The sequence below is a fragment of the Microbacterium sp. KHB019 genome (genome assembly GCF_037285405.1).
In the GTDB taxonomy this organism is placed as follows: domain Bacteria; phylum Actinomycetota; class Actinomycetes; order Actinomycetales; family Microbacteriaceae; genus Microbacterium.
In genome coordinates this window covers 326594-352228 of sequence record NZ_JBBDHF010000002.1, presented here as the reverse complement: position 1 = coordinate 352228, position 25635 = coordinate 326594, and the positions used below count along the sequence as shown (strand labels likewise).

Sequence of the window (25635 nt, the reverse complement as noted above, 5' to 3'; positions counted from 1 at the left end):
TCGACGCCCCGTCTTGTCATCGAGGAATCTAGACGCGAACCTGGGCGATGACTTCGCCGAATTCCGTCTCTCCGACCGGTTCAAATCCCATGTTGCGGAAGAAAGCGTCCGGGCCGGGCTCGCCGGCTTCGTACATGACGTTGACGTGGTCGAACCCGCGTTTGCGCGCTTCCTCTTTCAGTTTTTCCACAGCGAAGCGGCCGATCCCCCGGCGCTGTTCCTCGGCGTCGACGTTGATGCGCCAGAGTACGGAGCGGAAGTGCTCGTAGGGGGCGTCGGTTTCGAAGTTCGCGCTGAGGAAGCCGACGACTTGGTCGCCGTCGAGTACGACCCGCTGCCATGACGTGAGCGGGTTCACTACCGTGGCGGCGATGCCGTAGCTCACAGGGGAGAGAAACTCCTCTTGCCCGGGCTTCAGCGACATGTTGTTTACATCGACGATTGTCGAGGGGGAAAGCTCGACAAGTTGGAGCATCCTCCTCATCTCCTCTCTGCGTTGATCGGCGGACATTCAGCTCTCCGCGGGAGCGTGCCAGGCGCGGCCCGGAGCCCTCCGGTGGGGCTCCGGGCGCTTGATGAAGGTCATGACCGGTCCGGGGGTGATCGAACTCTCGATATGACCCTCGCAATCGCGAGTCGATCGAGGGAACGCCATCGGGGGTTCCTGTCGCGGACCCGGGAAACGTGATCGTATGGCGGGTCGGGGAGAGTTCCAAGGATGACGCGATCACCGAAGCCGGAGGCGGTCATGATCGCCGCGAACTGGGCCTGCACCCACTCTCGGTCCTGCAGCAGTAACTCGAGGGTGGCCTGTTGGGTAGCCGCGGTGGTGTCGGCGGCCGTTGCGGTGGTGTCGGGGATCATGTATTCACCTCCCGTCGGGACTGGAGAGTGCGATTCGGAGAGTGCGCTCCGGTCACGCGTTGATGCTCTTGGCCTCCTTCCTCTGGATGGCGTCCCGGCTGTTGACGTTGATCTTGCGAGGCTTGGCCTGTTCCGCAATGGGGATCCGCAGCCGCAGCACGCCGGCGGTGTAGTCCGCGTCGACCTTCTCGGTATCCAGCGCATCCCCGAGCACCAGCTGGCGACTGAAGACGCCCCATGGGCGCTCCGCCGCCACGGTATTGGCTGCGTCGGGGATGTGGCTGAGTCGCTCCGCCGTGATCGTGAGGACATTGCGCTCCACATCGATATCCAGCTTCTCCGAATCGATACCGGGGAGGTCGAGCTCAACTACGAACTCATCTCCCTCGCGCCACGCGTCCAGGGGCATACCGGATGGCCGGGCGACCGTTCCGAACACCTGCTGTGTGAGCCGGTCGAGGTCACGGAATGGGTCATGTTGCAACAGCATTTCTGCATCTCCTCCATTTCACTGTGGTGTTGTGGACCACTCGATAATCTGTGTTGAGTGGTATAGGTTTTATACCTCCAGGCACACAGGTAATGCAAGCCGGAAGGACGAGATACTTTGGATGACGCATCGGAGACGTTGAGCGCGCGTGGCGTGTACGGCATCACCGTCGCCGCAGAGCTCGTCGGCGTCGGCGAACAAACCTTGCGACTGTATGAACGCAAAGGCCTGCTCGAGCCCAGCCGCACCCCCGGCGGAACCCGCCGTTACAGCGAAGATGACCTGTCCACCCTTCGACGAGTGATCGAGTTGCTCGACGCCGGCGTGAACCTCGTCGGCGCCCGCCACGTGCTCGCACTAGAGGCTGCCAATCGCCTTCTACGCGCCCAGCTGGACGAGGCCGAAGAGCGAGCCGACGACGATTCTCAACGCGCCGAGACAGTCGAATGACGGGTCAGAACAGCATCGGCTGCGCCGGCGGAGCGGTGGGCGTCAGTACAGCCGGTCTCGTCAACTGCCTCGTCGGGTAGGCGTCATCGGAGTGCCGTGCTTCGAGCCCATGGGCGCGGATCAGCGGCCGGATCCGCTTCGCCAGCCACTGCCGGTACGCCTTGGGAGCATCGGCGGCGGCGCCGGGGTAGAGCCCGCCATACGAGGACATCAGCTCGGGATGCTCGCGCTCCAGCCACTGCATGAACCAGGGCTTCACCCCGGCACGGAGGTGCAGAGCGCCGTAGATCACGTGGTCGGCGCCGGAGTCCTTGATCCGCCGGAGCGCGTGGTCGATGTGTTCGACCGAGTCGGTCAGATGCGGCAGGACCGGCATGAGGAACACGCTGACGCGGAATCCGGCACCAGCCAGCGCGCGAACGGTGTCCAGGCGCGCCTGGGTCGACGGGGTCCCCGGTTCGATGGAGTGCTGCAGCTCGTCGTCGTACATCGCGATCGACATCGAGATGTCGACGGGTACGGACCTGGCGGCTTCCACCAGCAGCGGGATGTCTCGCCGGATCAGCGTGCCCTTGGTGAGGATGGACATCGGGGTGCCGGACTCGGCCAGGGCGCGGATGATGTCCGGCATGAGCCGGTAGCGGCCCTCTGCCCGCTGATACGGGTCGGTGTTCGTCCCCAGTGCCACCGTCTCGTGGTTCCAGGAGCCCCGCCGCAGCTCGCGCTGCAGCACCTCCGCCACGTTCGTCTTCACGACGATCTGCGAGTCGAAGTCCGTGCCGCCGTCGAGGTCGAGGTACTGATGCGTTCCGCGGGCGAAGCAATAGGTGCAGGCATGAGAGCATCCGCGGTACGGGTTGATCGTCCAGCTGAACGGCATCCGCGATCCGCCAGGAACATGATTCAGCGCCGACTTCGCAAGCACTTCGTGGAAGGTCATGTCCGCGAACTCGGGTGTCGTCACGGAGCGCACGATGCCGGTGCGATTCTCGAGGCCGGGCAGCGCCGCGGCATCCGCATCGTCGATCGTCTGTCCCTGCCACCGCATACGGCCATTCGAACAAAACGGCGAGATAAAGTCAATCAGGTTTAAGAAATATGTTCGATTCGAGTTAAGCAAGAATGGAAGCATGAGCGACGCCCGGTACCCGCGGCACGCGTCGCGTCCACGCCGTGCGCTCTCGGTCGCCCTACCGATCGGGCTCGCGGTCACCGCGTTGGGTGCGATGTGGGCGCTGGCGGACGTGCCCGCGCCCGTCGACGCGTCCGTGCCTCCGGTTCCGGCTGCGGCCGCTCAGCTCCCCGGGGTGCACGTCGCGGCCGTGCCGGCTGCCGATCCGTGCGCTGAATCGGCGGTCGCCGACGCCATCGCGGCGGGGGACGATGAGGCGGTGATCGCCGCCTTCGGCGGAGGCGCGGCGTTCCGCGATGCTGTCGTCGTCGGCAACGCGCCCTGCATCTCTCTGATGGACCCTGCCCGCATCTGGGTCGTCGTGAACAAGACCCATGAGCTGAACCCCACTGACTACGTTCCCGTCGACCTGATCGAGTCGCCCATCCAGCAGACGACGTCGTCGCGCATGATCCACCAGGGTGCCGCAGCCGCTCTCGGCGACATGGCCGCAGACCTCGAGCGGTCGGGATCGGGCGTGCTCGGAATGAACAACGCCTACCGTTCGTACCTGCTGCAGGTCTCGAACTACACCGGTCTGGTGAGTGCAGAGGGGCAGCGCACGGCAGACCTGGGATCGGCGCGCCCTGGGTTCAGCGAGCATCAGACCGGCCTCGCGGTCGACGTCGTCGCGTGCAGCCGCGGCTGCGGTGAGATCGCGAACTTCGGCGGAACCCCGGAGAGCGACTGGGTCGCCGCCCATGCGTGGGAGTACGGGTTCGTCGTCCGCTACGAGGCCGGTGCGACTCCGACCACCGGGTATGAACCCGAACCGTGGCATCTGCGCTACATCGGTCCCGCGCTCGCCGAGACCTACCACGAGGGCGGGTACCGGACTCTCGAGGAGTTCTTCGGCCTGCCGGCCGCTCCCGACTACGCGCACTGACGCACGCCGTCGGGCGGCCGCATCCCGGGGGTGGATGCACGGATCTGTGGCATCCCACAAACGCGGAACCCAGTGTCACGCATCGTGGGATGCATTCTCACAATGCCCGGCCTCGGCATCCGCTCTCCGGCATAGACTCGGCGGAGCAAAGACGCCAGACACGTTCGGGAGGACGGCATGGAACGCGACATCTACGACGAGGACCACGAGGCATTCCGCGACCTGGTCAAGGACTTCGTCAAGCGGCACGTGAGCACCGAGAGCATCGAGAAGTGGGATGCCGCGGGCGAGATCGACCGCGAGACCATGCTCGCCGCCGGCGAGGCCGGTCTCATCGGACTCTCCGTCCCCGAAGAGTTCGGCGGCGCGGGCATGCTGCAGGACTACCGCTTCCGCACCATCGTGATGGAAGAGGTCATCGCCTCAGGAGCCGGTTCCCTGGCCGGGGCCTTCGGCATCCAGGACGACCTGGCTGTGCCCTACCTCGTGCACATGGGCACGCAGGAGCAGAAGGAGAAGTGGCTGCCTCGCATGGCCACCGGCGAGGTGCTCGGCGCGCTCGCCATGACCGACCCCGGTGCGGGCTCGGACCTCCGCGGCATCAAGACCAACGCGAAGAAGGTCGACGGCGGCTACATCGTGAACGGTGCCAAGACCTTCATCTCCTCCGGTACGACGGCCGACATCGTCGTCACGTTCGTGAAGACCGGTGAGGGCAACCGCCCCGATGCGTTCAGCCTGCTCATCCTCGAGAAGGGCATGGAAGGGTTCGACCAGGGCAAGAAGCTGCGCAAGATGGGCTTCCACGGCTGGGACACCGCTGAACTCAGCTTCACCGACGTGTTCGTCCCCGACGAGAACCTCATCAGCGGCAAGGAGGGCCAGGGCTTCATCCAGCTGATGATGAACCTGCCGCTGGAGCGCCTCTCGATCGGCGTCGCGGCAGCAGCGGCGGCACAGGCTGCGACCGACTGGACCATCACCTACACCAAGGACCGCGAGGCGTTCGGCGAGCGGATCGCGGATTTCCAGAACACGCGCTTCCAGCTCGCCGACATGGTCACCACGACCGAGGTCATGTGGGCTTACATCGACCGCGCGCTGCTGGCCTACAAGGACCAGAAGCTCACCGCAGAGGATGCCGCGAAGGTCAAGTACTGGGCGACCGAGCGCGAGTGGGAGGTGCTCGACACCGGCGTTCAGCTGCACGGCGGCTACGGCTACATCATGGAGTACCCGATCGCCCGCGCGTTCACCGACGCCCGAGTGCACCGCATCTACGGCGGCACCAACGAGATCATGCGCGATCTCGTCGGTCGCCAGATCGTTGGCAAGCGCTGATACGCCATCGCTGAGTGCTGCAACCTGAGGTGCAGCGCTCAGCGGCGTCCGACGCCTGCGGCGCGCAGCTTGTCGGCGATGAGGATGCCGAGCGCCGTCGCCCCAACGCAACTTGCGAAGGTCACCGCGAAGAAGAGGATCTGCGACCACAGCGGCTGCGATCCCATGTGGAAGAACTCCCAGGAGAACAGCGGGTAGACCACGCCGAGCACGGCCGCCCCGGCATAGTGCATCCAGGTCTTCCAGAAGCGCCACAGCACGATCATGAACGGCAACTCGGCCGGCAGCGCCCAGGACGCGTTGGTGATCACGCTGTAGAAGCCGTATCCGGAGAACGGCGCGATCACGAGCCCGGCGATCACGCCGACGAGCAGCCCGACCAGCGGCCGGCGGAGCAGCCGCAGTGCGATCACCGACGGCAGCACCCACAGCCCGGTGATCGCCACGGACAGCACCGGATTGCCCAGCGTCAGGAGCACGGTGGACAGCCAGTTCGCTGGGGCCAGCAGCAGGCCTCCGGCGACGCCGAGCGCTGCGCAGGTCAGCAGCAGGGTCGTCGAGATCCGCGGCATGCGTCGTGCCTCGCTCATGCCAGCGGCTCCGCCGCCAGGTCGCGAGCGGCCTTCGAGGTCGGCGATGCCGCGCCGATCTTCCAGTAGCCGCAGAAGCTGACGGTGTTCTTGTCGACACCGCGGTCGGTGACGAGCTGCTTGCGCACTCCGGACGCGAGAGCCTGCTCTCCTGCCGCATACGCATGGAACGGAGCATTCGGCAGCGCGGCATCGCGCAGCGCGGTCAGCGCGAGCGATCCGGGGTCGACGGCGTGCGGACGCACGATCCATTCCACGGAGATGCCCTCCGGATGCGCGAACTCGAGGATGTCGTCCTCGGACGGCGCCTCGATGATCGCCATGCCGGATGCGGCCTCCGGCAGCGACGCGCAGATCGAGGCGATCGCCGGCAGGGCGGTCTCGTCGCCGACGAGCACCACGCGGTCGACGCCGCGCTCGGGGTTGAACGTGAGTCCCTCGTCGATGATCAGCACGCGATCGCCTTGGCCGCACGTCTCCGCCCAGCGGGATGCCGGGCCGGCGGTGCCGTCGGCCGCAGAGCCGTGCAGCACGAAATCGACGTCGATCTCCGCGCCGTGGTCGCCCGTGGCCGGTCGGTACTCGCGAACGCTGTAGTTGCGCATCACCGGTCGCTCCCCGTCGGGTATCCGCAGGAACTTCAGATACCCGAAGAGCTTGTGCGCCTTCGCCGGAACGCGCTCGAGCCCGGCGTCGCCGGTGACGGGGATGAAGAGCCGGAACCACTGGTCGTAGCCCATCGGCCGGAACTTCGAGATCTCGCCGCCGCCGAGGGTCACGCGCATCCAGTGCGGTGCGAGCCGCTCGGTGCGCAGCACTTCGAGTGGAAGGAGGTCGGTGGTCTCGGGCTTGACCATCTTGCTGAATGCCATCGGTCGCCTTTCAGGTGTCGGGCTGCTCGGAACGGGAGTCAGAGCTGCCAGGGGAACGTGAGTGCGAAGATCGCCGCCGATGCCGCGATGAACATCACGACGAACACGGTGTCGCGCGTGCGGAAGGGCACCAGGTGCCGCTCGGTCCGCGTCGGATGCGCGCCGAAGGCACGAGCATCCATCGCCAGCGCCACGCGCTCGGCGTGCCGGATCGCGCCGGCCAGCAGCGGGACGATGTATCCCCAACCGCGGACGATGCGCGCGAACGGACCGCGGCCTCCGTGCTGACCGCGCACCCGGTGCGCGGCGCGGATCACGCTGAGCTCGTATCCGAACCGCGGCACGAAGCGATACGCCGCGAGTGCCGTGTACCCGATCCGGTACGGCACGCGGAGATGCTGGATGCCGGCGCGGACGAGGTCGGGTCCGGTCGTCGTGAGCCCGCCGATCAACGCGAGCGCGAGGATGGAAGCCAGCCGCAGCGCGGTCGCGAATCCGATCTGCACGGCTCCGCTGAACAGGGTCCAGCCGCCGATCTGCAGGAACGGCGCCGTGTCGTCGACGCCGGAGGCATCGACCCAGAGTGAGAAGCCGAAGCCGATCGCGATCACGCCGAGGGGAACGGCGAGGAACAGCAGTGCAGCCGTCCGCGCGGTGAGGCGGGCGCCGATCACGATCAGTGCGTAGGCGATCGCGGTGAACCACAGCGGCGTCGCGAGATCGCGCACGAAGATCAGCAGCACCATCGCCGGGAGGACGGCGCCGACCTTGGCGAGGGGATTGAGGTGATTCAGGAACCGCCTGGCCGGTGCCGGCGCCCCGGGGGCGTACGGGTCGACCGTGGCGGTGGGGGAGGTGATGGCGGTCATCGCGTCGTCTCGGTGAGGATTCCGCGCAACTGCGGGTTCAGCGCTCGGTGCAGTGCCGGCAGCCGGAGGCCTGCGGTCTCGAAGAGCCCTTCGGTCGCGAACAGCTCGTCCGTCGATCCTGCGGCGTGCACGCGGCCGTCGGCCAGAACGACCGTGTGGGTGGTGTGGTCGGCGACGAGCTGCAGATCGTGCGTGACGATGACGATCGTCGTGCCCTCCGATCTCAGGGACTTCAGCAGCCGCAGCAGTTCGTCGGCGCGGGCACGATCCTGGCCGAAGGTCGGCTCGTCGAGTGCGAGGACGGCGGGACGCGTGATGAGCGCGGTGCCGACGGACAGCCGTCGCTTCTCTCCGCCGGAGAGCAGGAAGGGATGCACGTCCGCCTTGTGCTCGAGCCCGAACCGGCTCAGCATCTCGCCGACGCGGTCGGAGATCTCGGCATCCGAGGCGCCGCGGAGGCGCAGGCCGTGCGCGAGCTCGTCGAAGACGGTGTGCGCGATGAACTGGTGCTCGGGGTTCTGGAACACGAAGCCGACGCGGGCGGCGAGGTCGCGAGGGGAAGCGCGGCCGGGGTCGATGCCGTCGATCGTGATCCGGTTCCGCGGCGGAGGCACGACGCCGGCGAGGGCCTGGATGAGCGTGGTCTTGCCGGCGCCGTTCGCGCCCACGATCGCGGTGAGGGACCCTGCGGAGATGTCGAGGTCGATGCCGTGCAGCACCTCGGCGCGTCCGCGCTTCACGCTGAGGTTCCTCGACCGGACGATCATCGGTGACGATTTCGACCCGCCTTCGGCTCGCTCAATCCGTCTCGTCTCGCTGCGCTCGCTCAACGTCCCGAAGCCGTTCACCACCCCCGCCAACTCCTCCGGCGTCAGTGGGAGAGGTGTCTCGGCATCCAGGACGCCGCGTTCGCGCAGCATCCGTCCGGCGAGGGTCGCGGCCGGCAGCCACACGCCCATGGCGATGAGCTCCTCGGTGTGCTCGCGCAGGATCTCGGCGACGGGGCCGTCGAAGGCGAGCCGGCCCTGCTGGTCGAGCACGATCGCGCGGGTCGCGAAGCGCATCGCGGCATCCAGATTGTGCTCGACGAGGATGACGGCACGATCACCGGATGCCACGAGATCGGTCAGGGCGTCGTAGACGTCGTCGATGCTCTGCGGGTCGAGGTTCGCGGTGGGCTCGTCCAGAACGATCAGGGGGGACCCCATCGCGACGGCGCAGGCGATCGCCAGACGCTGGCGTCCGCCGCCGGACAGGCGATCGGGGTTCCAGGCGCGGCGCTCCCAGAGGCCGACCCGGCGCAGCGCCTGCTCCGATCGCGAGAGCACCTCGGCGACGGGAAGCAGCAGGTTCTCGAGGGCGAACGCCACCTCGTCGAGGAGCGTGCCGGTGACCAGCTGCGCGTCCGGATCCTGGAACACCATCGCCACGTCCGAGCTGAGTTCGGCCACCGGGGTGTCCACGGTGCTCCGTCCTCGGACCTCTACGGTGCCTGCGACGTCGGCGGGGACCGACTGCGGGATGAGCCCGTTCAGCGCGAGCGTCAACGTCGACTTGCCCGATCCGCTCGGTCCGAGCACGAGGACGACCTCGCCAGGCTGCACGTCGAAGCTCACGTCGCTGGGCGACGGGTGCGTTGCGCCTGCGTGTGTGAGCGAGAGGTCGCGCACGCGAAGCAGGGGCACGGATGGGAGCACGTACCCAGGTTAGCCGACCCTTACCTGGTTGCGACGCCCGCTCGTCGCAGCGATGCGCCGATGCGCGCGCCGATGAAGGTCCACGCGACGGGCCCGACGATGAACATCACGAGGTACAGCACTCTGGCCCAGGGCTCGAACCGGTCGAGATCGACGGCCAGTCCGATCGGCACGGCGAGGATGATTCCGACGATCACCGCCGAGATCATGAACCGACCGAGGCCCCAGTAGCGGTACCGGCCGATCGCGGTGATGCCCTCCTGGATGAGACCGATCAGCAGTGCAGTGCCGATGTAGCGCAGTACCCAGGCCGGAGCGAAGGCACTCGAGACCAGGGCTGCGAGCACGTGCGCGACCAGCGCGACACCGGGTACGCGCAGCAATGACTGGGCGACGATGCCGGGCAGGACATGCGAGCCGAGGATGAGCCCGTACAGCACCGGCACGGCCGCGGAGACCGGCACGCTGAGGTAGCCGGCGCCCGCCGAGACGAGGCCCGTGGCGACACCGACAGCGGCGCAGATGAGCAGCACGCGGGTCGTCAGGACACGGGTCTTGGGCACCTGATCAGCCTAGTCGCGCGGCGGGCGCACGGTCCCCTCCGAGACCGGGGAAAACCATGCTCGAGCAGCGCGATCGCACCGTTCGTCGCCCCGGCGGTGCCGCTCGTCGCATCCGTCGATCAGGCGACGGGTGCGCGCGGTCACGAGTTCCTAGCGTTGGGACACGCAATGACGCGCACACAAGGAGCATCCATGTCATCACCTTCGTCGCGCCGCTCGCAGTCCCGAGCAGGCGCTGTCATCGACGGCGAGCCCGTACTCGTCAGCGATCCGAATCTCCCACCCACATCTCTCACTCCGGAGCAGGACGCCAAGGCCGGCCGCTGGACCTGGCCGAAGATCGCGCTCTGGGCCGCGATCGCGCTCCTCGGAGCCGTGGCCTGGACGATGCTCGCCATCGTCCGCGGCGAGACGGTCAACGCGATCTGGTTCGTGTTCGCCGCGGTCTGCACGTACCTGATCGGCTACCGCTTCTACTCCAAGGTCATCGAGCGGTACCTCCTTCGACCGAACGACAAGCGCGCGACGCCGGCCGAGGTCAAGCAGGACGGCAAGGACTACGTCCCCACCGACCGCCGCGTGCTCTACGGCCACCACTTCGCCGCCATCGCCGGCGCCGGCCCGCTCGTCGGGCCAGTGCTCGCAGCGCAGATGGGCTACCTCCCCGGCACGATCTGGATCATCGTCGGCGTCGTGCTCGCCGGTGCCGTTCAGGACTACACCGTGCTGTTCTTCTCGATGCGCCGCGGTGGCCGCACCATCGGTCAGATGGCCCGCCAGGAACTCGGCAGGATCGGCGGCACGGCCGCGATCATCGCCGCGCTCCTCATCATGATCATCATCGTGGCGATCCTCGCCCTGGTCGTCGTCAATGCACTCGGCGAGAGCCCGTGGGGCGTCTTCTCGGTCGCGATGACCATCCCGATCGCGCTGTTCATGGGCGTCTACCTGCGCTTCCTCCGCCCCGGCAAGGTCACCGAGGTCTCGATCATCGGCTTCGTGCTGCTCATGGCCGCGATCGTCGGAGGCGGCTGGGTCGCCGGCACCGAGTGGGGTGCAGAGGTGTTCCACCTCGACCGCGGCGTGATCGCCTGGGGCATCATCATCTACGGCTTCATCGCCGCGATCCTCCCCGTCTGGCTGCTGCTCGCACCGCGCGACTACCTGTCGACGTTCATGAAGATCGGCGTGATCGTGATGCTCGCCGGCGCGATCGTCATCGTGCGCCCTGAGATCTCGGTTCCCGCGGTCACGATCTTCGGCGAGAACGGCATGGGGCCGGTGTTCTCCGGCTCGCTGTTCCCGTTCCTGTTCGTCACGATCGCCTGCGGGGCGCTCTCCGGATTCCACGCGCTGATCTCCTCCGGCACGACGCCGAAGCTCGTCGAGAAGGAGCGGCAGACGCGCTTCATCGGATACGGCGGAATGCTCATGGAGTCCTTCGTCGCGATTATGGCCCTCGTCGCCGCGATCTCGATCGACCAGGGGATCTACTTCGCGATGAACTCGCCGACGGCTCTGACCGGAGGAACGGTCGAGGGCGCGGTGGCGTTCGTGAACTCGCTGGGTCTGACCGGCGTGAACATCACTCCGGAGATGCTGACCGGCACTGCGGCGGATGTCGGAGAGCCGTCGATCGTGTCGCGCACCGGCGGTGCGCCGACGCTCGCGCTCGGCCTCGCGCACATCATGCAGCAGGCTCTCGGCGGTCAGGCGCTCATGGCGTTCTGGTACCACTTCGCGATCATGTTCGAGGCGCTGTTCATCCTCACCGCGGTGGATGCCGGAACCCGCGTCGCCCGCTTCATGCTGCAGGACACGATCGGCACCTGGTTCCCGAAGTTCCGTGACGTCTCGTGGCGCCCGGGTGTGTGGATCTGCACGGCGATCATGGTCGCCGGCTGGGGCTACATCCTGATCCTCGGAGTCACCGACCCGCTCGGCGGCATCAACACGTTCTTCCCGCTGTTCGGCATCGCCAACCAGCTGCTCGCCGCGATCGCGCTCGCCGTGGTCATGGCGATCGTCGCCAAGCGCGGCAAGAACTACCTGCGCTGGCTCTGGATCGTGGCGGCTCCGCTCGCGTTCACCGCCGTCATCACGATCACCGCCTCGATGTACAAGATCTTCTCGCCGGTGCCGGCTGTCGGCTACTGGGCGAACAACTTCAAGTACCAGGAGGCGCTGGACACGGGAGACACGAGTCTCGGAGAGCCGGCGGTCGTCGAGGCGGTCATCCGCAACACCGCGGTGCAGGGCAGCCTGTCGATCATCTTCGTCGTCCTCGCGATCATCGTGATGATCGTCGCGGTCGTCGTGACGATCAAGGCGATCCGCAACGGCGGCGGCGAGAACACCGAGGACGAGCCGATCGCGTCGAACCGCTATGCGCCCTCGGGGTTCATCCCGACTCGCGCCGAACGCGAACTCGAGAAGGAATGGGAGCCGATCGTGGAAGAGGAGCGCCGGACGACGGCGCACCACTGAGCGGATCGCCTGTCATGACGAATCAGACGGATGCCGTGACCGACCCGCTCCGCGCGCTCGCCGCGTGGGTGGCCAGGGCCGGCCGCGGCATCCGCTGGTACATGCGCAACCTCATGGGCGACAGCGCCTATGAGACCTACCTCGCGCACCACCGGCGCCGGCATCCGGACGAGGAACCCATGACGGAGCGTCAGTTCTGGCGGGACCGCATGGACGAGCAGGACCGCAATCCTGGCGCGCGTTGCTGTTGAGAATACGTGCTGTTGAGGGTGTCTTCTAGGCTGACTGCATGACCGATCCCGTCGTGCTCGCCGCAGTCCTGGGCGTGCTCGGCGGGATCGCCGTCACAGTGCTGCTGCTCCTCGCGCGCAGGCTCGCGCGCGGTTCGGCAGACCTCGGGAGCGCGGCCGAGCACGCGTCCTACGAGGTCATGCACCACGCGAGCCTCGCCGCGCGAGATCTTCGGGGCGGGCTGAGCAGTCCCGACGTCGTCCGCGCCGCTCGGCACTTCCGGGCTCTGCTCGGCAGCGCGGCCGTCGCGATCGTCGGTGACGGAGACACCGTCGCGATCGACGGGGCGGCCGACGGGCTGGAGGCATCCGCCGTGCGCATCGCCGGGCTGATCCGCGAATCGGGGCGGCGGCAGGTCTTCCCGCACCCCGACGGCGAGGAGCTGGAGGCGGTCGGCGCTCCGATCGTCGTCGACGGCCAGGTCGCCGGGGTGGTCGTCGCGTTCGCCGCGCCGGTGCGCGCCGCGCTCGTCCGCGCTGCCGGCGAGGTCGCCGACTGGTGCGCTGCGCAGGTCGAGCTCGGAGAGCTGGATGCTTCGCGTACGGCCCTCGCCGAGGCCGAACTGCGGTCGTTGCGCGCGCAGATCTCGCCGCACTTCATCTACAACGCGCTCACGGCGATCGCGTCGTTCATCCACGCCGACCCCGAACGCGCGCGCGACCTCGTTCTCGAGTTCGCGGACTTCACCCGCTACTCCTTCCGCCGGCAGGGCGATTTCACGACGCTTGCGGAGGAGCTGCAGAGCATCCATGCGTATCTGACCCTCGAGCGCGCGCGGTTCGGCGACCGGCTCGAGGTGACTCTGCGGATCGCGCCGGAGACGCTTGCGACCGTCATCCCCTTCCTGTCCGTGCAGCCGCTGGTCGAGAACGCGGTGCGGCACGGTCTCGAGCCGGGGGAGCGCGGCGGAACGATCAGGATCGATTCGGCCGATGACGGCACGCACACCGAGATCACGATCGAGGACGACGGCGTCGGCATGGACCCTGAGATCCTGCGCACGCTGCTGACCTCGGCGGTCGACGGCGCGCACGTGGGGCTGCGCAACGTCGACACCCGGTTGCGTCAGCTGTACGGAAGCGATGGCGGACTGGTCGTGGAGACGAACACCGGCGCCGGTACCCTGGTGCGGATGCGGATCCCGAAGTCGCAGCCGTTGCACGATCCGCAACGGGGCTGACACATCTGAGGAAGGGTGCGATGATCGACGTCCTGGTGGCGGATGACGAGCAGCCGGCGCGCGACGAGCTCGCACACCTGCTGCGCCGTGACGCGCGCATCGGCGAGATCGTCCTGGCGGGCTCCGGCGCTCAGGCGCTGCGCGCGCTCACCGAGCGCGCCGTCGCGATCGCCTTCCTCGACATCCACATGCCGGGGCTCGGCGGCATGGAGCTCGCGCGTGCGCTGACGGGGCTCGCGGAGCCGCCGGCCGTCGTGTTCGTCACCGCAGACGACGCGCGTGCGGTCGACGCCTTCGAGCTGCGCGCAGCCGACTACCTGCTCAAACCCGTGCGCACCGACCGACTCCGCCGTGCCATCGACCGCGTCGTCGAGCTCGGCGGAGCGGCGACGGATACCGAGGACGAAGTGCTCTCGGTCACGGTCGGGTCGAGTGTGCGTTTCGTTCGGCGGAGCGAGGTGCAGTGGGTGCAGGCGCAGGGCGACTACTCGCGGCTGCACACGGGTGACGCGATCGGCCACCTGGTGCGAATCCCGATCTCGGAGCTCGAACTGCGGTGGGCGGATGCCGGGTTCGTGCGCGTGCACCGCTCGTACCTCGCCGCGGCGGCCGCCATCGGCGAGGCCAAGCTGTCCGGCAGCGAGCCGTCGGTCACGGTCGGCGCGGTCGTGCTGCCGGTGAGCCGCCGCCTGCTGCCCGCTGTTCGGGAGGCGCTCGTGCGCCGGGAGAGCGCACGGTGACCCAGCATCCGCCAGGGCAGAATCCACCCCGGCGCGTGCGCGTGACCGGGGCGCCGACGACCCGCTCCGTGACGCTTCGTCCGGGCCAGGGATCGAGCGGTGCGGCGGCGACCAGAGGCATCGCGCTGCCCGGCTCACCGGTCGATGACGCGGATGCCGTCTACGCGCGCGCCCTGCGTCGCAGTCAGCTCCGGCTCGCGCTCGGCACCGTCGCCGGATTCATCGTGATCGCCGCGACGCTGACCCTGGTGATCTCACTGATCCCCGAGATCGACCAGGTCGTGATCGCCGGGCTTCCACTGTCGTGGATCCTGCATGCGTTCGCGTTCTACCCGGTGATCGTGGGCTTCGCGCTGCTCTACGTGCGCGGGGCGGCCCGCAACGAGCGCCGGTACCGAGCCCTCGAGGAGCGCGGATGAACCCGGTCTTCGATCTGGTCGGCATCGCGCTCGTGATCGTCGCGACGCTTCTCATCGGCGTCTACGGACTGCGGGTCTCACGCACCACCGGCGACTTCTTCGTGGCCTCCCGCACCGTGCGTCCGGTGTGGAACGCGTCGGCGATCAGCGGCGAGTACCTGTCGGCCGGCACGTTCCTCGGTCTCTCCGGGCTCGTGCTGCTCGAGGGCGCTCGAGGGTTCTGGTTCCCGATCGGATACGCCGCGGGCTATCTGCTCGTGCTCGTGTTCGTGGCGGCGCCGCTCCGGCGCAGCGGCGCGTACACGATCCCCGACTTCATCGAGGCGCGACTGGAGTCGGTGCGTGCGCGGCGGATCACGAGTCTGGCGGTGCTCGTGATCGGCTGGCTGTACATCGTGCCGCAACTGCACGGCGCCGGCCTCACGCTGACCGTCGTCGCCGGGTTCCCGCCGTGGGTCGGCGAGGTCGCGATCGCCGTTCTCGTCGCCGGGTCGGTCGCCGCCGGAGGCATGCGGGCGATCACCTACGTGCAGGCGTTCCAGTACTGGCTGAAGCTGTTCGCGCTGCTCGTACCGCTCGTCTGCATCGTGTTCGCACTCACCGGCGGGCCGCACGACATCGACCCTGTGACGATCTTCCCCGCCGAGGCGGGGCCCGCCGGCTTCGGACTGTACGAAACGGTGTCGCTCATGCTCGCGCTGCTGCTCGGGACCATGGGGCTGCCGCACGTGCTCGTGCGGTTCTACACCAGCCCGACCGGCGTCTCCGCCCGGCAGACGACGGTGCTCGTGATCGTCATGGTGAGCGCCTTCTACGCGGTATCGAGCGGGATGGGCCTGGTCTCGCGCATCGTCGCGCCCGACCTCGCCGACCCCGCGGTCGCCGACACTGCGGCGCTGGTGCTGCCGTCGCGCGTGTTCCCCGGGCTGTTCGGCGAACTGCTCACTGCGCTGGTCGTCTCCGGTGCGTTCGCCGCGTTCCTGGCCACGTCGGCCGGGCTCATCGTGTCGCTGGCAGGCGTCGTCAGCCAGGACGTCTTCTCCGGATCGGTGCGCTCTTTCCGCCTCTCCGCTGTGCTGTGCGCGGCGGTGCCGCTCGCTGTCGCGCTGCTCACGACGCCCGCCGGGCTCGGCTCGAGCGTCGGCATGGTGTTCGTGTTCGCGGCATCCATGCTCTCTCCCGTCGTCCTGCTCGGGGTGTGGTGGGCAGGGCTCACGGCCCGAGGGGCGGTCGCCGGGATGGTGACCGGCGGGGTCGCCTGCACGCTGTCGTTGATCGTGTACGCGGCCGTCGACGGGGTGGGTCTCGCGGCTCCGTTCCTCGCCCAGCCGGCGGCGTGGACGATCCCGCTCGCGACCGCCACGACGATCGGCGTCTCGCTGCTCGACACCCGCGGCACGCCGACGCGCGTCGACCGCTATCTCGCCCGGCTGCACACTCCGGAGCGGGTATAGGCTCTGATCCCGATCGACCGAATGGATGCTCCGATGCCGCAGTACGCAGTCCTGATCTACTCCGACGACTCCGCCCACGCGCTGGACGCCACGGACGAGGATCTGGCCGAGCCCAACGGACACGGCGATGAGCTCTCCGCCGCCGGCGTGATGACCGCCGCTTGGGCTTTCACGCCTCGAGACCTGGCCCGCTCGATCAGGGCCGACGGGGTCGCGGAGGGGACGTTCGTCGACAGCCCTCAGGTCGTCGCGGGTGTCTACATCATCGAAGCGGACGGCTGGGATGCCGCGCTCGCCATCGCCGGCACCAACCCGGCGATTCGCGGAGCTGGTGGCGTCGAAGTGCGCCTGGTGCACAGCGGCGGCTTCGTCGATCCGTCCCGCACGAACTGATCGATCCGGAGCGGGCCGACCGGCCATAGGTCGGATCGCCTCTGGCGGAACGGCCAATGGTGCCCCTGTGCGCTCCGGCGTTAGGTTGAGCGACGGCGCGGCAACGAGGCCGTGCAGGATCATCGGAGCAGATACATGGGTCGATCACCCCTCCGGTTGACAGTGGGCGTCACACTCGCCGCACTCGTCATCGGGACTTCGGCAACCGCAGGCTACGCAGGCGTCGAGGAGGTGACGCACCCCGCACCCGTCGAGGGAACGCCCGGCCACTACATCGTCGTCATGAAGGCCGATCCGCTGGCCACCTACGAGGGCGACACGAAGGGCCTTCGGCGCACCAAGCCGAATCCGGGCAAGCCGCTCGACGCGCACTCCGCCGACTCGCAGAAGTACGTCGCGCACCTGGAGAACGAGCAGCGCAAGCTCGCTCAGGCCGAGGGCGTGACGCCGGACGTCACCTACCAGGTGACGCTCAACGGCTTCAGCGCCGACCTCAGCGGCGATCAGGTCGACGCGCTGCGATCGTCGAAGGACGTGCTCGGGGTGTTCCCCGACGAGATCCGGCACCCCGATGCGCAGTCCTCGACCGACTTCCTCGGGCACGGCGACGACAAGCGCGGCAAGGGCGGCATGTGGGAGGCAACTGGCGGCGTGAAGAAGGCCGGCGAGGGCGTCGTGGTCGGTGTGATCGACACCGGGATCGCCCCCGAGCATCCCTCGTTCGACGGCGACAAGCTGAAGAAGAAACCGAGGAAGAGCAAGGGGGAGCCGTACAGCGACGGCTCCTACGTCTACTTCGACAAGTCGGACGGCACGCAGTTCCGCAGCGCCATCGTCGGCGGTCAGGACTGGGACAAGCACGACTACACGACCAAGCTCGTGGGCGGACAGTACTTCTCGACGGGGGCCGCGGCGGCCGGTTTCGATTTCCAGTACGACTACCTCTCGCCGCGCGACGGCGACGGCCACGGGTCGCACACCGCGAGCACAGCCGCCGGAGTCTTCGGAGTCAAGGCGCAGGTCGAGGGCGTGAAGCTGGGGACGATCTCCGGTGTGGCCCCGGCCGCCAGGATCTCCGCGTACAAGGCCTGCTACGTCGGGCCCGACCCGCTGGTGACGACGGATGACATCTGCGCGCTGAGCGACCTGATCGCGGCGATCGACCAGTCCGTGGCCGACGGGGTTGACGTCATCAACTACTCGATCGGCGGAGGCGCAGCCACATCGGTTCTGCAACCGGACGACATCGCGTTCCTGAACGCAGCGGCCGCCGGTGTGTTCGTGTCCGTCAGCGCTGGCAACTCCGGTCCGGATGCCGTAACCGCCGACCACGCGTCGCCCTGGTACACGACGGTTGCGGCATCCACGATCCCGACGTGGGAGGGAACCGTCAGCTTCGACGGGTTCGCGCAGGCCGGAGCATCCGTCTCGGTTCCGTTCGGCAAGACCGTCACCGGTCCGTCGATCTATGCGGGTGACGCGGCGGCCGCAGGTGCAGTCGACGCGCGACTCTGCATGCCGGGAACGCTCGACCCCGCGAAAGTCTCGGGGCACATCGTGGTCTGCGACCGTGGCGTCAACGCGCGTGTGGAGAAGTCGCAGGTCGTGAAGGATGCCGGCGGTGCGGGCATGGTGCTGGTCAACGTGCCGGGCGAAGCCGATTCGCTCGACAACGACTTCCACGTCGTGCCGACCGTGCACCTGTCGTCCGCGTACCGCGAGGCCGTCCTCGCGTATGTGCAGGGTGGAGCAGATCGACCGATCACGCTCACCGGCGAGAACACGACTGATGAGACGACGCCGGTGCCGCAGATCGCGGGCTTCTCGAGCCGCGGTCCCATGCACGCCGACGGCAGCGATGTCATGAAGCCCGACATCGCTGCTCCTGGCGTGGCGATCCTCGCCGCGACCAACAACGCTCGCAAGGACAAGCCGACCTTCGGCATCCTGTCGGGCACGTCGATGGCGTCACCGCACATCGCCGGTCTCGGCGCGCTGTACCTCGGCGAGCGGCCGACCGCGTCGCCGGCTGAAGTGAAGTCCGCGATGATGACCACCGCGTACGACACCGTGAACGCAGACGGGTCGAAGAACACCGACCCGTTCGCGCAGGGTGCAGGTCAGGTCGATCCGACCAGGTTCTTCGAGCCGGGTCTGCTGTACCTCAACGGCGTGGCCGACTGGGCGGCGTTCCTCGAGGGCAAGGGGCTGGCGGAGTTCGACGGCGTCGAGCCGATCGACGGCAGCGATCTCAACCAGGCATCGATCTCCATCGGCACCCTGGCCAGCGCTCAGACGGTCACCCGTACGGTGACGTCCACTGCTGCAGGCACGTACACCGCGAGTGCTGATGTGCCTGGGGTGAACGTCACGGTCGAGCCGTCGACGCTGTCGTTCGGCGCAGCGGGTGAGACGGCCACGTACACGGTCACGTTCGACAACGCGTCGGCGCCGGTCGAGCAGTGGGCGACCGGCTCGCTCACCTGGACCGGTGAGGCCGGCGAGGTGCGCTCGCCGATCGCGGTCTTCCCGGTGACGGCGGATGCTCCGGCCGAGGTCGCAGGAACAGGCGTCGACGGTTCGACCACGGTCGAGGTCACTCCGGGTGTCGACGGCGAACTGCCGCTGAACCTGTCGGGTCTGACGCCGTTCACGCTGCTCGCCGATCCGGACCACCCGGTGCCAGGTCACTCCGGCGATGAGAACTCGGGCGATGCGAACAAGGACGTCGCGTGGATCGTGGACGTGCCGGAGGGCACGACGCTGTCGCGCTTCGATCTCGATTCGTCTGACGACGAGGGCAGCGACCTCGACCTGACCGTCTACCGCGTGGTCGCACCGGATGATCTGCGGTACTACGAGATGTGGCAGTCGGCGACCGCATCCGCTGACGAGCAGGTCACTGTTCCGACCCCGGCGCAGGGCACGTATCTCGTCGTCGCGAACGTGTACTCGACGAGTGCGCCGATGACGTGGGACATGACCTACGCCAACGTCGGTTCGTCCAGTGAGGGCGCGTTCACGGCGACCCCGAACCCGCTGGCTGCGGTTCAGGGTCAACAGACGAGTTATGACCTCAGCTGGTCGGGTCTCACCGCGGGTACGCGCTACCTCGGTGTCGTGCAGTACGGCGACTCCGACGTGCGGACGATCGTCTCGGTGGACGCGGAGTAGCTGTCACGGGGGCGCCTCGTGCTTCGGCGCGGGGCGCCCTCTCAGTGTCTTCAGGCGAACGGTGCAGTCAGACGAACATCACACGCAGCGGAGGCTCGTCCGTGTACGTGCGCCCGAGCGGACTGGTCCAGAGGATGACGCCGCCATCGAGCTGTTTCGCGGACCATCGATCACGATCATCCACGTCGGGATGCTTGAGCGGATGGTGGCTGGTGCAGAACAGGGCGAGGTTGTCCAGTGCTGTCGGTCCGCCTTTGGCGTGGTCGTGGTTGTGGTCGTTCTGGCAGCGGTGCACGGGCGCGCGGCATCCGGGGAAGCGACAGTGCTGATCCCTGGCGCGCAGATATCGTTTCATCCCCGCCGTCGGGACGTAGTTGTCCGTCTCCACCACCATGCCGCGGGGGTCGACGAAGACGCGGTCCCAACTGGTGGCGTGGCCGGCGAGGATCCGGGCGGCGTCTGTGGTCATGGGGCCGTGGCCGTCGAGGAGCGCGAGGCTGTCGTCGCTTGCGTCCTCCCTGCTGCTGAGGGCTGAGGCGGGGATCGTGACTTGCACGGTTGCCTTGATCGCTTCGAGCGACGTCTCCGTGACGCTGGAGGGGGTTGTGGTGAGAAGGATGTCGGCGAGGAGGTCGGCGCGCAGCTGATCGAGGGTGCGGGTGTCGTGTTCGAGCGGGCCGTACCCGTCGTGCGTCGGCGTGGACTCGTAGAAAGCTGTGATGTCGTCGTCATCGCCGGTCGGGCAGGACTGGTCGAAGCGGTCGATGTAGGCGTCGTCGATGTGGGTCGGCGGAATGGACGCGGCGACGGTGGCGGCCGCGTCACCGCTGTCCTCCCACGGCGGGGTCTCGTCGAACTCGCGTTCCAACCTGCGCAGGAGCTCGTCTTCGAGGGCGTCAGACGGGGGAGGGCCGGAGGGTTCCTGCTGCGCGAGCGCGGTCTCGCGTTCGGCGCGGATCTTCTCGAGTGTGGAGCGTCGGGGGCGGCGCTGGCCCTTCGGGCGTGACTGGATGACCTCGTTGCCCATTGTCGTGAGCCGGTCGTGGATCGCGTAGGCGAGGACTTCGGGGAGGATCGCGATGAGCACCGCCATCCCTTCGCCGTCGGGCTTGACGGCCACGGCGCGGTCGCCTCTGGCCCGCCGGTGCTGCTCGACGGTGCCCTCGGGGAAGACGGCTGCGGCGACCTCGCGCGCTGCAGCCCGGGTGCGGGCCGGGGTCTCCCGCTCGGCGAACGGGACGACCCGATCCTCGTACTCCGCCCGGATGCGGTCGGCGTCGGCATCCCCGGACACTTTCGGAGCTGCGGCCACGATGACATCGGCGTGACGCTTGCTGATCGTTCCGGCGCGGAGGGCCTCGAACGTCGCGGGGAGTGTACGCGCCAGCATCCACGCTGCGGTGATGTGGGCGGCGAACGTCGACGGGGAGAGATGCCCGGCCGCGGCGTATTCGGCGCACATCGACCGGAACGCCATCTCGTCACCGGCCAACCGGTCCTGCGCGAGCAGATCCAGGCGTCGCGCCAGCAGTTCTACGCGCTCCGCTTCCAGCGCTCCGATCCGGGCGCCGACGCCGACCCACTCGTCGAGCAGCTCGCCCTGAAGCACGAGGGAATCCTCGATTGCTTGAGTAGTCGGGCTGAGCGTTGCCATGTACTCAGTTTAGAACATACGTACGAGATTGACAAGAGGAAAATGTGATCGTTTCGGCGCGAAAAGGCCTGGTCTCCGTGCAATCTGCCCTCGGTCGGATGTCGCGCTGGGCTTGTGTGAGTTGAACGCCGACGCGTTGCCGCAGCGAGATGCAGCGTGGACATTCCGTTGAGTCAGAAGAACGAGCGACCTCGTCAGATATGCCGCCGCCGCGGCTTCAGGGTCACGTGGGGCAACTCGGGCGCTGGGATGCGCTCGTCGCCGTGATTCACGACGCGGCCGAATCGTGCGGCCGAAGCATCCGGCGTCTCCCAGTCCGAGCGCGCCTGCGCGATCTCATCATGCGTGCGGGCGGCGAAGTTCCACCACATCACGAGGTCCTCCTCGAACGGCTCCCCGCCGAGGACGAAGATCAGCGCGCCGGCCTCGCTCGACACCGTCACGGACGTGCGGGAGTCGCCGAGATAGAGCATGTCGTTGTGCGACAGCATCCGCTCGTCGTCTTCAGCGTCCACAGCGACCGCCACGTCGCCGTCGACCAGGACGACGGCGTGCTCCCACGCCGCATCGAGCGGCAGAGTGACCCGACTGCCGGCGGCGAGAGCGATCTCTGCGCCAACGATCGGCGTGTACACCGTCGCGGGCGAGCGCACGCCGGCGAACTCGCCGAGCACGACGGTCGCGGTGGCGTCCTCTCCCGAAGCCGCCGGCAGAGTCACCGCAGGCAGCGACGTATGCTGCTCGAACCCGGGCCCGCCGTGCCGCGCCGACTCGGGCAGCACCACCCAGAACTGCAGGGCATCCAGCGGCGCCGGACCGTCGCCCAGCGAGTACTCCGAATGCGAGATGCCGTCGCCGGCGGTCATCAGGTTCAGCTGGCCGCGCCTGAGCGTGACGTCGTTTTCCTCCGAGTCGCGGTGGCGCTGCTCGCCGACCAGCGGCCACGTGACCGTCTGCAGGCCGATGTGCGGATGCGGCTCGACGCGCATGCGCACCTCATCCGGCCCGAACCGGTCGAGGAAGCACCACGCACCGACGGTCGGGATGTCGCGGTTGGGAAGTGTGCGCAGCACGTTCATCGCCCGGACGCCGCCGAGGGGCACCTCGCGCGGTTCGAGCAGGATGCTGCGCCGGCCGATCATTCCGCCGCCGCGGTCGGGTCGTCCGGAAGCTGGGGCCAGCGGATCGTCGCGCCTTCGACCTCGTTGCGCTTCAGATAGCGGGCGATGTACGGGCAGTACGGGACGATCGTCGCACCGGAGCTGACGGCATCCGCCAGCGCCTGCGCGGCGAGGATCGGCGCCAGGCCCTTGCCCTGAAACGCCGGATCGAGCTCGGTGTGCACGAACAGGATCTCGCCCGGACGCTCCTTGTACTCGGCGAACCCGGCGAGTACGTCGCCGATGTGGATCTCGTAGCGCGAGTTGTCTGCGTTGCGGGTGACAGTGGGCTCGTCGGTCATGGCTGCTCCCTTGCTCTATCCCCACCCTAGATCCGCCTGTGTCGGCGCGGGTCGTTACGCTGGAGGGATGCCCCAGAACCCCGATGGCCGGTCACCCCGTGACCCGTACGAGGATCTGCCCTGGCCGGATGCTCCGTGGGACGACGCCCCACCACCCGAAGACATGGACTGGGAGCCGCAGGGCGCCGGCTACGAACCGCCCCTCGACTGGGGCGACGGCCCGTCGACTCCGGTTGCGGCCGCCGTGCCGGCATCCGCCCAGAAGGAAGCGACGCCGTCGCGCTACGCGACCGCCGCCGAGGCGCTGCACACGGTCTTCGGCTACGACGCGTTCCGCGGTGACCAGGCCGCGATCGTCGAGCAGGTGATCGGCGGCGGGGATGCCGTCGTCCTCATGCCGACCGGTGGCGGCAAGAGCATCACCTACCAGGTGCCGGCGCTCGTCAGAGAGGGCACGGGGCTCGTGATCAGCCCGCTCATCGCCCTGATGCACGATCAGGTCGACGCCCTGCGCGCCAACGGCGTGAACGCCGCGTACCTGAACTCGACGCAGGCGGCCTCCGAGCGCGCCGAAGTCGAGCGCGCGTATCTCGCCGGCGAACTCGACCTCATCTACGTCGCGCCGGAGCGGTTGTCTTCGCCGGCCACCACCCGCCTGCTGCAGCGCGGTGTCCTCAGCGTCATCGCGATCGACGAGGCGCACTGCGTGTCGCAGTGGGGCCACGACTTCCGCCCCGACTACCTCGCGCTCGGCGACCTCGGCGAGCGGTTCCCCGGGGTGCCGCGCATGGCGCTGACCGCCACGGCGACCCGCGCCACGCACAAGGAGCTCACCGAGCGTCTGAACCTGGACGACGCCCAGCACTTCGTGGCGAGCTTCGACCGCCCCAACATCCAGTACCGGATCGTGCCGAAGGTCGATCCGCGCAAACAGCTGGTGTCCTTCATCCGCTCGATGCCCGAGGGCGCAGCCGGTATCGTCTACGCCCTCAGCCGCAAGTCCGTCGAGCAGACCGCGAGCTATCTCGCCGCTCAGGGCTTCGACGCGCTCCCGTATCACGCTGGCCTTCCCGCCGAGGTGCGAGCGACGAACCAGTCGCGGTTCCTTCGTGAGGACGGCGTCGTCATGGTCGCCACGATCGCGTTCGGCATGGGAATCGACAAGCCGGACGTCCGCTTCGTCGCCCACATCGACCTGCCGAAGTCCGTCGAGGGGTACTACCAGGAGACCGGTCGCGCCGGCCGTGACGGCGAGCCGTCAGTGGCGTGGATGGCGTACGGGCTCGGCGATGTCGTGCAGCAGCGCCGGCTGATCGATCAGAGCCCCGGCGATCGCACGTTCAAGATGCGGATGGGGCAGCATCTCGACGCCATGCTCGCCCTGTGCGAGACAGTCGAGTGCCGCCGCCAGAACCTGCTGAACTACTTCGGCCAGAATTCCGGCGCGTGCGGCAACTGCGACACCTGCCTCGAGAAGCCGGAGACGTTCGACGGCCTCGTCCCGGCGCAGAAGCTGCTCTCGACGATCGTCCGGCTCAAGCGCGAGCGCAACCAGGCCTTCGGCGCCGGGCACCTCATCGACATCCTGCGCGGCTCCTCGAATGACCGCATCCGCCAACAGAAGCACGACGGGCTCGCGACCTACGGCATCGGCGCCGACCTCTCCGATCAGGACTGGCGCAGCGTCGTGCGGCAGCTGCTCGCACGCGGCATCCTCGTCGCCCAGGGCGACTACGGCACCCTCGCTCCCGGTGAGGCGTCGGGCGGCGTGCTGAAGGGCGAGACCCCGGTGCCGCTGCGCAAGGACACCATGGGGCGGGTCAGCGGGGGCAGTCGCGCTCGTAAGACGTCGGCCGCATCGGATGCCGTGGCAGAAGGCGACCGCTCGCTGTTCGAGGCGCTGCGGGCGTGGCGAGCCGAGACAGCCCGCGAGATCGGCAAACCGGCGTACATCGTGTTCGGCGATGCGACCCTGCGGGCGCTCGCCGAGCTGCGCCCGGCATCCATGGGGGATCTCGACGGAATCACCGGCATCGGTGAGAAGAAGCGCGAGGCGTACGGCGACGCCGTCCTCTCGGTGGTCGCCGCGAACTGAGCTGTGGCGGGGATGCGGAGGTTTCGACCCGCGGGATGTCAACCCGAGTGCGGCTCCGCGTGCACGGCGACGGTCGCGGCATCCTTCAGCAGCTTCGAGACGGGGCAGCGGGCGTGTGCCTGGGCGAGCACGTGCTCGGTCTCCGCGGCATCCGCCCCCTCCACCGACAGATACGCGTCGACGTGGAACTCGTAGCCGGGCCCATCGGACGCATCGTGCAACTCGACCTCGACGCGCACGGCGGTGCGCTGCTTGCGCGTGACGAACACCCGCGCTGTGGCGTTCAGGCACGTCGCCCACGCGAGGGCGAGCAGCTGTTCCGGGTTGCTCGCCTCCGGATCGCGATCCGGGTTCAGCGGTGACGCCACCGCGACACTCATGCCGCCCGCGACGCTGCTGACGCCGACTCCGCCGTCACGGTTGCTCGCCTGTGTCCGGTATCTCATGCCCACCCCTCCACCGTACGCCGCGGTCTCGGCCCTCCGGGCCGCGG

The 25635-nt window shown here is 68.2% G+C and carries 24 protein-coding genes; 12 read left to right on the top strand and 12 right to left on the bottom strand.

All coding sequences use genetic code 11. The annotated features are described in order from the left end of the window. Positions 1 to 28: 28 nt before the first annotated feature. Both KHB019_RS08100 and KHB019_RS08095 read right to left on the bottom strand, forming a co-directional pair. The gene (locus KHB019_RS08100) at positions 29 to 475 is read right to left on the bottom strand and encodes a GNAT family N-acetyltransferase (protein ID WP_230101670.1); all 447 of its coding nucleotides are present in this window, start codon (positions 473 to 475) and stop codon (positions 29 to 31) included. A 441-nt stretch (positions 476 to 916) separates the two neighbouring features. Continuing rightward, positions 917 to 1354 carry an Hsp20/alpha crystallin family protein gene (locus KHB019_RS08095; RefSeq protein ID WP_230101669.1) on the bottom strand — a complete coding sequence of 146 codons (438 nt, stop codon included), beginning with the start codon at positions 1352 to 1354 and terminating at the stop codon, positions 917 to 919. A gap of 117 nt (positions 1355 to 1471) precedes the next feature. On the opposite strand from KHB019_RS08095, the gene KHB019_RS08090 reads away from it, so the two are divergent. Then, positions 1472 to 1804, top strand: a complete 333-nt coding sequence (locus tag KHB019_RS08090; RefSeq protein WP_337458616.1) for a MerR family transcriptional regulator — start codon at positions 1472 to 1474, stop codon at positions 1802 to 1804. A gap of 4 nt (positions 1805 to 1808) precedes the next feature. Here KHB019_RS08090 and KHB019_RS08085 read toward each other — a convergent pair whose 3' ends face one another. Then, complete coding sequence (locus tag KHB019_RS08085; protein ID WP_230101667.1) at positions 1809 to 2852, bottom strand: Rv2578c family radical SAM protein; 1044 nt, start codon at positions 2850 to 2852, stop codon at positions 1809 to 1811. A gap of 82 nt (positions 2853 to 2934) precedes the next feature. Here KHB019_RS08085 and KHB019_RS08080 point away from each other — a divergent pair, with 82 nt between their 5' ends. Next, positions 2935 to 3861 carry a M15 family metallopeptidase gene (locus KHB019_RS08080; protein WP_230101666.1) on the top strand — a complete coding sequence of 309 codons (927 nt, stop codon included), beginning with the start codon at positions 2935 to 2937 and terminating at the stop codon, positions 3859 to 3861. A 177-nt stretch (positions 3862 to 4038) separates the two neighbouring features. After that, positions 4039 to 5202 carry an acyl-CoA dehydrogenase family protein gene (locus KHB019_RS08075; protein WP_230101665.1) on the top strand — a complete coding sequence of 388 codons (1164 nt, stop codon included), beginning with the start codon at positions 4039 to 4041 and terminating at the stop codon, positions 5200 to 5202. Between the two features lie 38 nt (positions 5203 to 5240). Here KHB019_RS08075 and KHB019_RS08070 read toward each other — a convergent pair whose 3' ends face one another. The 5 genes from KHB019_RS08070 to KHB019_RS08050 are packed head-to-tail and all read right to left on the bottom strand — an operon-like array spanning position 5241 to position 9793. After that, complete coding sequence (locus tag KHB019_RS08070) at positions 5241 to 5792, bottom strand: ECF transporter S component (protein ID WP_230101664.1); 552 nt, start codon at positions 5790 to 5792, stop codon at positions 5241 to 5243. Then, entirely contained in the window at positions 5789 to 6664 is an 876-nt protein-coding gene (locus KHB019_RS08065; protein WP_337458615.1) for a siderophore-interacting protein, read from the bottom strand. Before KHB019_RS08065 ends, KHB019_RS08070 begins: the two co-directional genes overlap by 4 nt. A 38-nt stretch (positions 6665 to 6702) precedes the next feature. After that, positions 6703 to 7533 carry an energy-coupling factor transporter transmembrane component T gene (locus KHB019_RS08060; RefSeq protein WP_337458614.1) on the bottom strand — a complete coding sequence of 277 codons (831 nt, stop codon included), beginning with the start codon at positions 7531 to 7533 and terminating at the stop codon, positions 6703 to 6705. Beyond that, positions 7530 to 9230 carry an ABC transporter ATP-binding protein gene (locus KHB019_RS08055; protein WP_337458613.1) on the bottom strand — a complete coding sequence of 567 codons (1701 nt, stop codon included), beginning with the start codon at positions 9228 to 9230 and terminating at the stop codon, positions 7530 to 7532. Before KHB019_RS08055 ends, KHB019_RS08060 begins: the two co-directional genes overlap by 4 nt. 20 nt (positions 9231 to 9250) lie before the next feature. After that, the gene (locus KHB019_RS08050; protein WP_230101660.1) at positions 9251 to 9793 is read right to left on the bottom strand and encodes an ECF transporter S component; all 543 of its coding nucleotides are present in this window, start codon (positions 9791 to 9793) and stop codon (positions 9251 to 9253) included. Between the two features lie 192 nt (positions 9794 to 9985). On the opposite strand from KHB019_RS08050, the gene KHB019_RS08045 reads away from it, so the two are divergent. The 8 genes from KHB019_RS08045 to KHB019_RS08010 all read left to right on the top strand — a co-directional run bounded on the left by KHB019_RS08045 (position 9986) and on the right by KHB019_RS08010 (position 19931). Continuing rightward, on the top strand, positions 9986 to 12280 hold the full coding sequence (locus KHB019_RS08045; RefSeq protein WP_337458612.1) for a carbon starvation CstA family protein: 2295 nt from the start codon (positions 9986 to 9988) through the stop codon (positions 12278 to 12280). A gap of 14 nt (positions 12281 to 12294) precedes the next feature. Then, positions 12295 to 12531 (top strand): YbdD/YjiX family protein, encoded by a 237-nt coding sequence (locus KHB019_RS08040; protein ID WP_230101658.1) that lies wholly within the window; start codon positions 12295 to 12297, stop codon positions 12529 to 12531. 38 nt (positions 12532 to 12569) lie between these two features. Continuing rightward, positions 12570 to 13751, top strand: a complete 1182-nt coding sequence (locus tag KHB019_RS08035; RefSeq protein WP_230101657.1) for a sensor histidine kinase — start codon at positions 12570 to 12572, stop codon at positions 13749 to 13751. A gap of 20 nt (positions 13752 to 13771) precedes the next feature. Then, entirely contained in the window at positions 13772 to 14491 is a 720-nt protein-coding gene (locus tag KHB019_RS08030) for a LytR/AlgR family response regulator transcription factor (protein ID WP_230101656.1), read from the top strand. A 68-nt stretch (positions 14492 to 14559) separates the two neighbouring features. After that, positions 14560 to 14910 (top strand): heavy metal transporter, encoded by a 351-nt coding sequence (locus KHB019_RS08025; protein WP_337458611.1) that lies wholly within the window; start codon positions 14560 to 14562, stop codon positions 14908 to 14910. Continuing rightward, the gene (locus KHB019_RS08020; protein ID WP_230101654.1) at positions 14907 to 16364 is read left to right on the top strand and encodes a sodium/solute symporter; all 1458 of its coding nucleotides are present in this window, start codon (positions 14907 to 14909) and stop codon (positions 16362 to 16364) included. Before KHB019_RS08025 ends, KHB019_RS08020 begins: the two co-directional genes overlap by 4 nt. 33 nt (positions 16365 to 16397) lie before the next feature. Continuing rightward, the gene (locus KHB019_RS08015) at positions 16398 to 16757 is read left to right on the top strand and encodes a YciI family protein (RefSeq protein ID WP_337458610.1); all 360 of its coding nucleotides are present in this window, start codon (positions 16398 to 16400) and stop codon (positions 16755 to 16757) included. Between the two features lie 135 nt (positions 16758 to 16892). After that, complete coding sequence (locus tag KHB019_RS08010) at positions 16893 to 19931, top strand: S8 family peptidase (RefSeq protein WP_337458609.1); 3039 nt, start codon at positions 16893 to 16895, stop codon at positions 19929 to 19931. Between the two features lie 67 nt (positions 19932 to 19998). Here KHB019_RS08010 and KHB019_RS08005 read toward each other — a convergent pair whose 3' ends face one another. From KHB019_RS08005 to KHB019_RS07995, 3 genes are all read right to left on the bottom strand, one after another. Continuing rightward, on the bottom strand, positions 19999 to 21585 hold the full coding sequence (locus KHB019_RS08005; protein ID WP_337458608.1) for an HNH endonuclease signature motif containing protein: 1587 nt from the start codon (positions 21583 to 21585) through the stop codon (positions 19999 to 20001). Between the two features lie 194 nt (positions 21586 to 21779). Further along, entirely contained in the window at positions 21780 to 22727 is a 948-nt protein-coding gene (locus KHB019_RS08000) for a pirin family protein (protein ID WP_230101650.1), read from the bottom strand. Then, positions 22724 to 23047 (bottom strand): GNAT family N-acetyltransferase, encoded by a 324-nt coding sequence (locus tag KHB019_RS07995; RefSeq protein ID WP_230101649.1) that lies wholly within the window; start codon positions 23045 to 23047, stop codon positions 22724 to 22726. The genes KHB019_RS08000 and KHB019_RS07995 overlap by 4 nt, the downstream gene beginning before the upstream one ends. 67 nt (positions 23048 to 23114) lie before the next feature. Here KHB019_RS07995 and recQ point away from each other — a divergent pair, with 67 nt between their 5' ends. Next, positions 23115 to 25142 (top strand): DNA helicase RecQ, encoded by a 2028-nt coding sequence (recQ, locus tag KHB019_RS07990; protein WP_337458607.1) that lies wholly within the window; start codon positions 23115 to 23117, stop codon positions 25140 to 25142. Positions 25143 to 25180: 38 nt separating this feature from the next. Here recQ and KHB019_RS07985 read toward each other — a convergent pair whose 3' ends face one another. After that, positions 25181 to 25588, bottom strand: a complete 408-nt coding sequence (locus KHB019_RS07985; protein ID WP_337458606.1) for an OsmC family protein — start codon at positions 25586 to 25588, stop codon at positions 25181 to 25183. Between the last annotated feature and the right edge of the window lie 47 nt (positions 25589 to 25635).

Bases quoted from the DNA above. Each gene is read 5' to 3' on its own strand.
- KHB019_RS08100 (WP_230101670.1), bottom strand. From the start codon at position 475: ATGCTCCAACTTGTCGAGCTTTCCCCCTCGACAATCGTCGATGTAAAC.
- KHB019_RS08095 (WP_230101669.1), bottom strand. From the start codon at position 1,354: ATGCTGTTGCAACATGACCCATTCCGTGACCTCGACCGGCTCACACAG.
- KHB019_RS08085 (WP_230101667.1), bottom strand. From the start codon at position 2,852: ATGCGGTGGCAGGGACAGACGATCGACGATGCGGATGCCGCGGCGCTG.
- KHB019_RS08080 (WP_230101666.1), top strand. From the start codon at position 2,935: ATGAGCGACGCCCGGTACCCGCGGCACGCGTCGCGTCCACGCCGTGCG.
- KHB019_RS08075 (WP_230101665.1), top strand. From the start codon at position 4,039: ATGGAACGCGACATCTACGACGAGGACCACGAGGCATTCCGCGACCTG.
- KHB019_RS08070 (WP_230101664.1), bottom strand. From the start codon at position 5,792: ATGAGCGAGGCACGACGCATGCCGCGGATCTCGACGACCCTGCTGCTG.
- KHB019_RS08065 (WP_337458615.1), bottom strand. From the start codon at position 6,664: ATGGCATTCAGCAAGATGGTCAAGCCCGAGACCACCGACCTCCTTCCA.
- KHB019_RS08060 (WP_337458614.1), bottom strand. From the start codon at position 7,533: ATGACCGCCATCACCTCCCCCACCGCCACGGTCGACCCGTACGCCCCC.
- KHB019_RS08045 (WP_337458612.1), top strand. From the start codon at position 9,986: ATGTCATCACCTTCGTCGCGCCGCTCGCAGTCCCGAGCAGGCGCTGTC.
- KHB019_RS08040 (WP_230101658.1), top strand. From the start codon at position 12,295: ATGACGAATCAGACGGATGCCGTGACCGACCCGCTCCGCGCGCTCGCC.
- KHB019_RS08035 (WP_230101657.1), top strand. From the start codon at position 12,570: ATGACCGATCCCGTCGTGCTCGCCGCAGTCCTGGGCGTGCTCGGCGGG.
- KHB019_RS08030 (WP_230101656.1), top strand. From the start codon at position 13,772: ATGATCGACGTCCTGGTGGCGGATGACGAGCAGCCGGCGCGCGACGAG.
- KHB019_RS08020 (WP_230101654.1), top strand. From the start codon at position 14,907: ATGAACCCGGTCTTCGATCTGGTCGGCATCGCGCTCGTGATCGTCGCG.
- KHB019_RS08015 (WP_337458610.1), top strand. From the start codon at position 16,398: ATGCCGCAGTACGCAGTCCTGATCTACTCCGACGACTCCGCCCACGCG.
- KHB019_RS08010 (WP_337458609.1), top strand. From the start codon at position 16,893: ATGGGTCGATCACCCCTCCGGTTGACAGTGGGCGTCACACTCGCCGCA.
- KHB019_RS08005 (WP_337458608.1), bottom strand. From the start codon at position 21,585: ATGGCAACGCTCAGCCCGACTACTCAAGCAATCGAGGATTCCCTCGTG.
- KHB019_RS08000 (WP_230101650.1), bottom strand. From the start codon at position 22,727: ATGATCGGCCGGCGCAGCATCCTGCTCGAACCGCGCGAGGTGCCCCTC.
- KHB019_RS07995 (WP_230101649.1), bottom strand. From the start codon at position 23,047: ATGACCGACGAGCCCACTGTCACCCGCAACGCAGACAACTCGCGCTAC.
- recQ (WP_337458607.1), top strand. From the start codon at position 23,115: ATGCCCCAGAACCCCGATGGCCGGTCACCCCGTGACCCGTACGAGGAT.
- KHB019_RS07985 (WP_337458606.1), bottom strand. From the start codon at position 25,588: ATGAGATACCGGACACAGGCGAGCAACCGTGACGGCGGAGTCGGCGTC.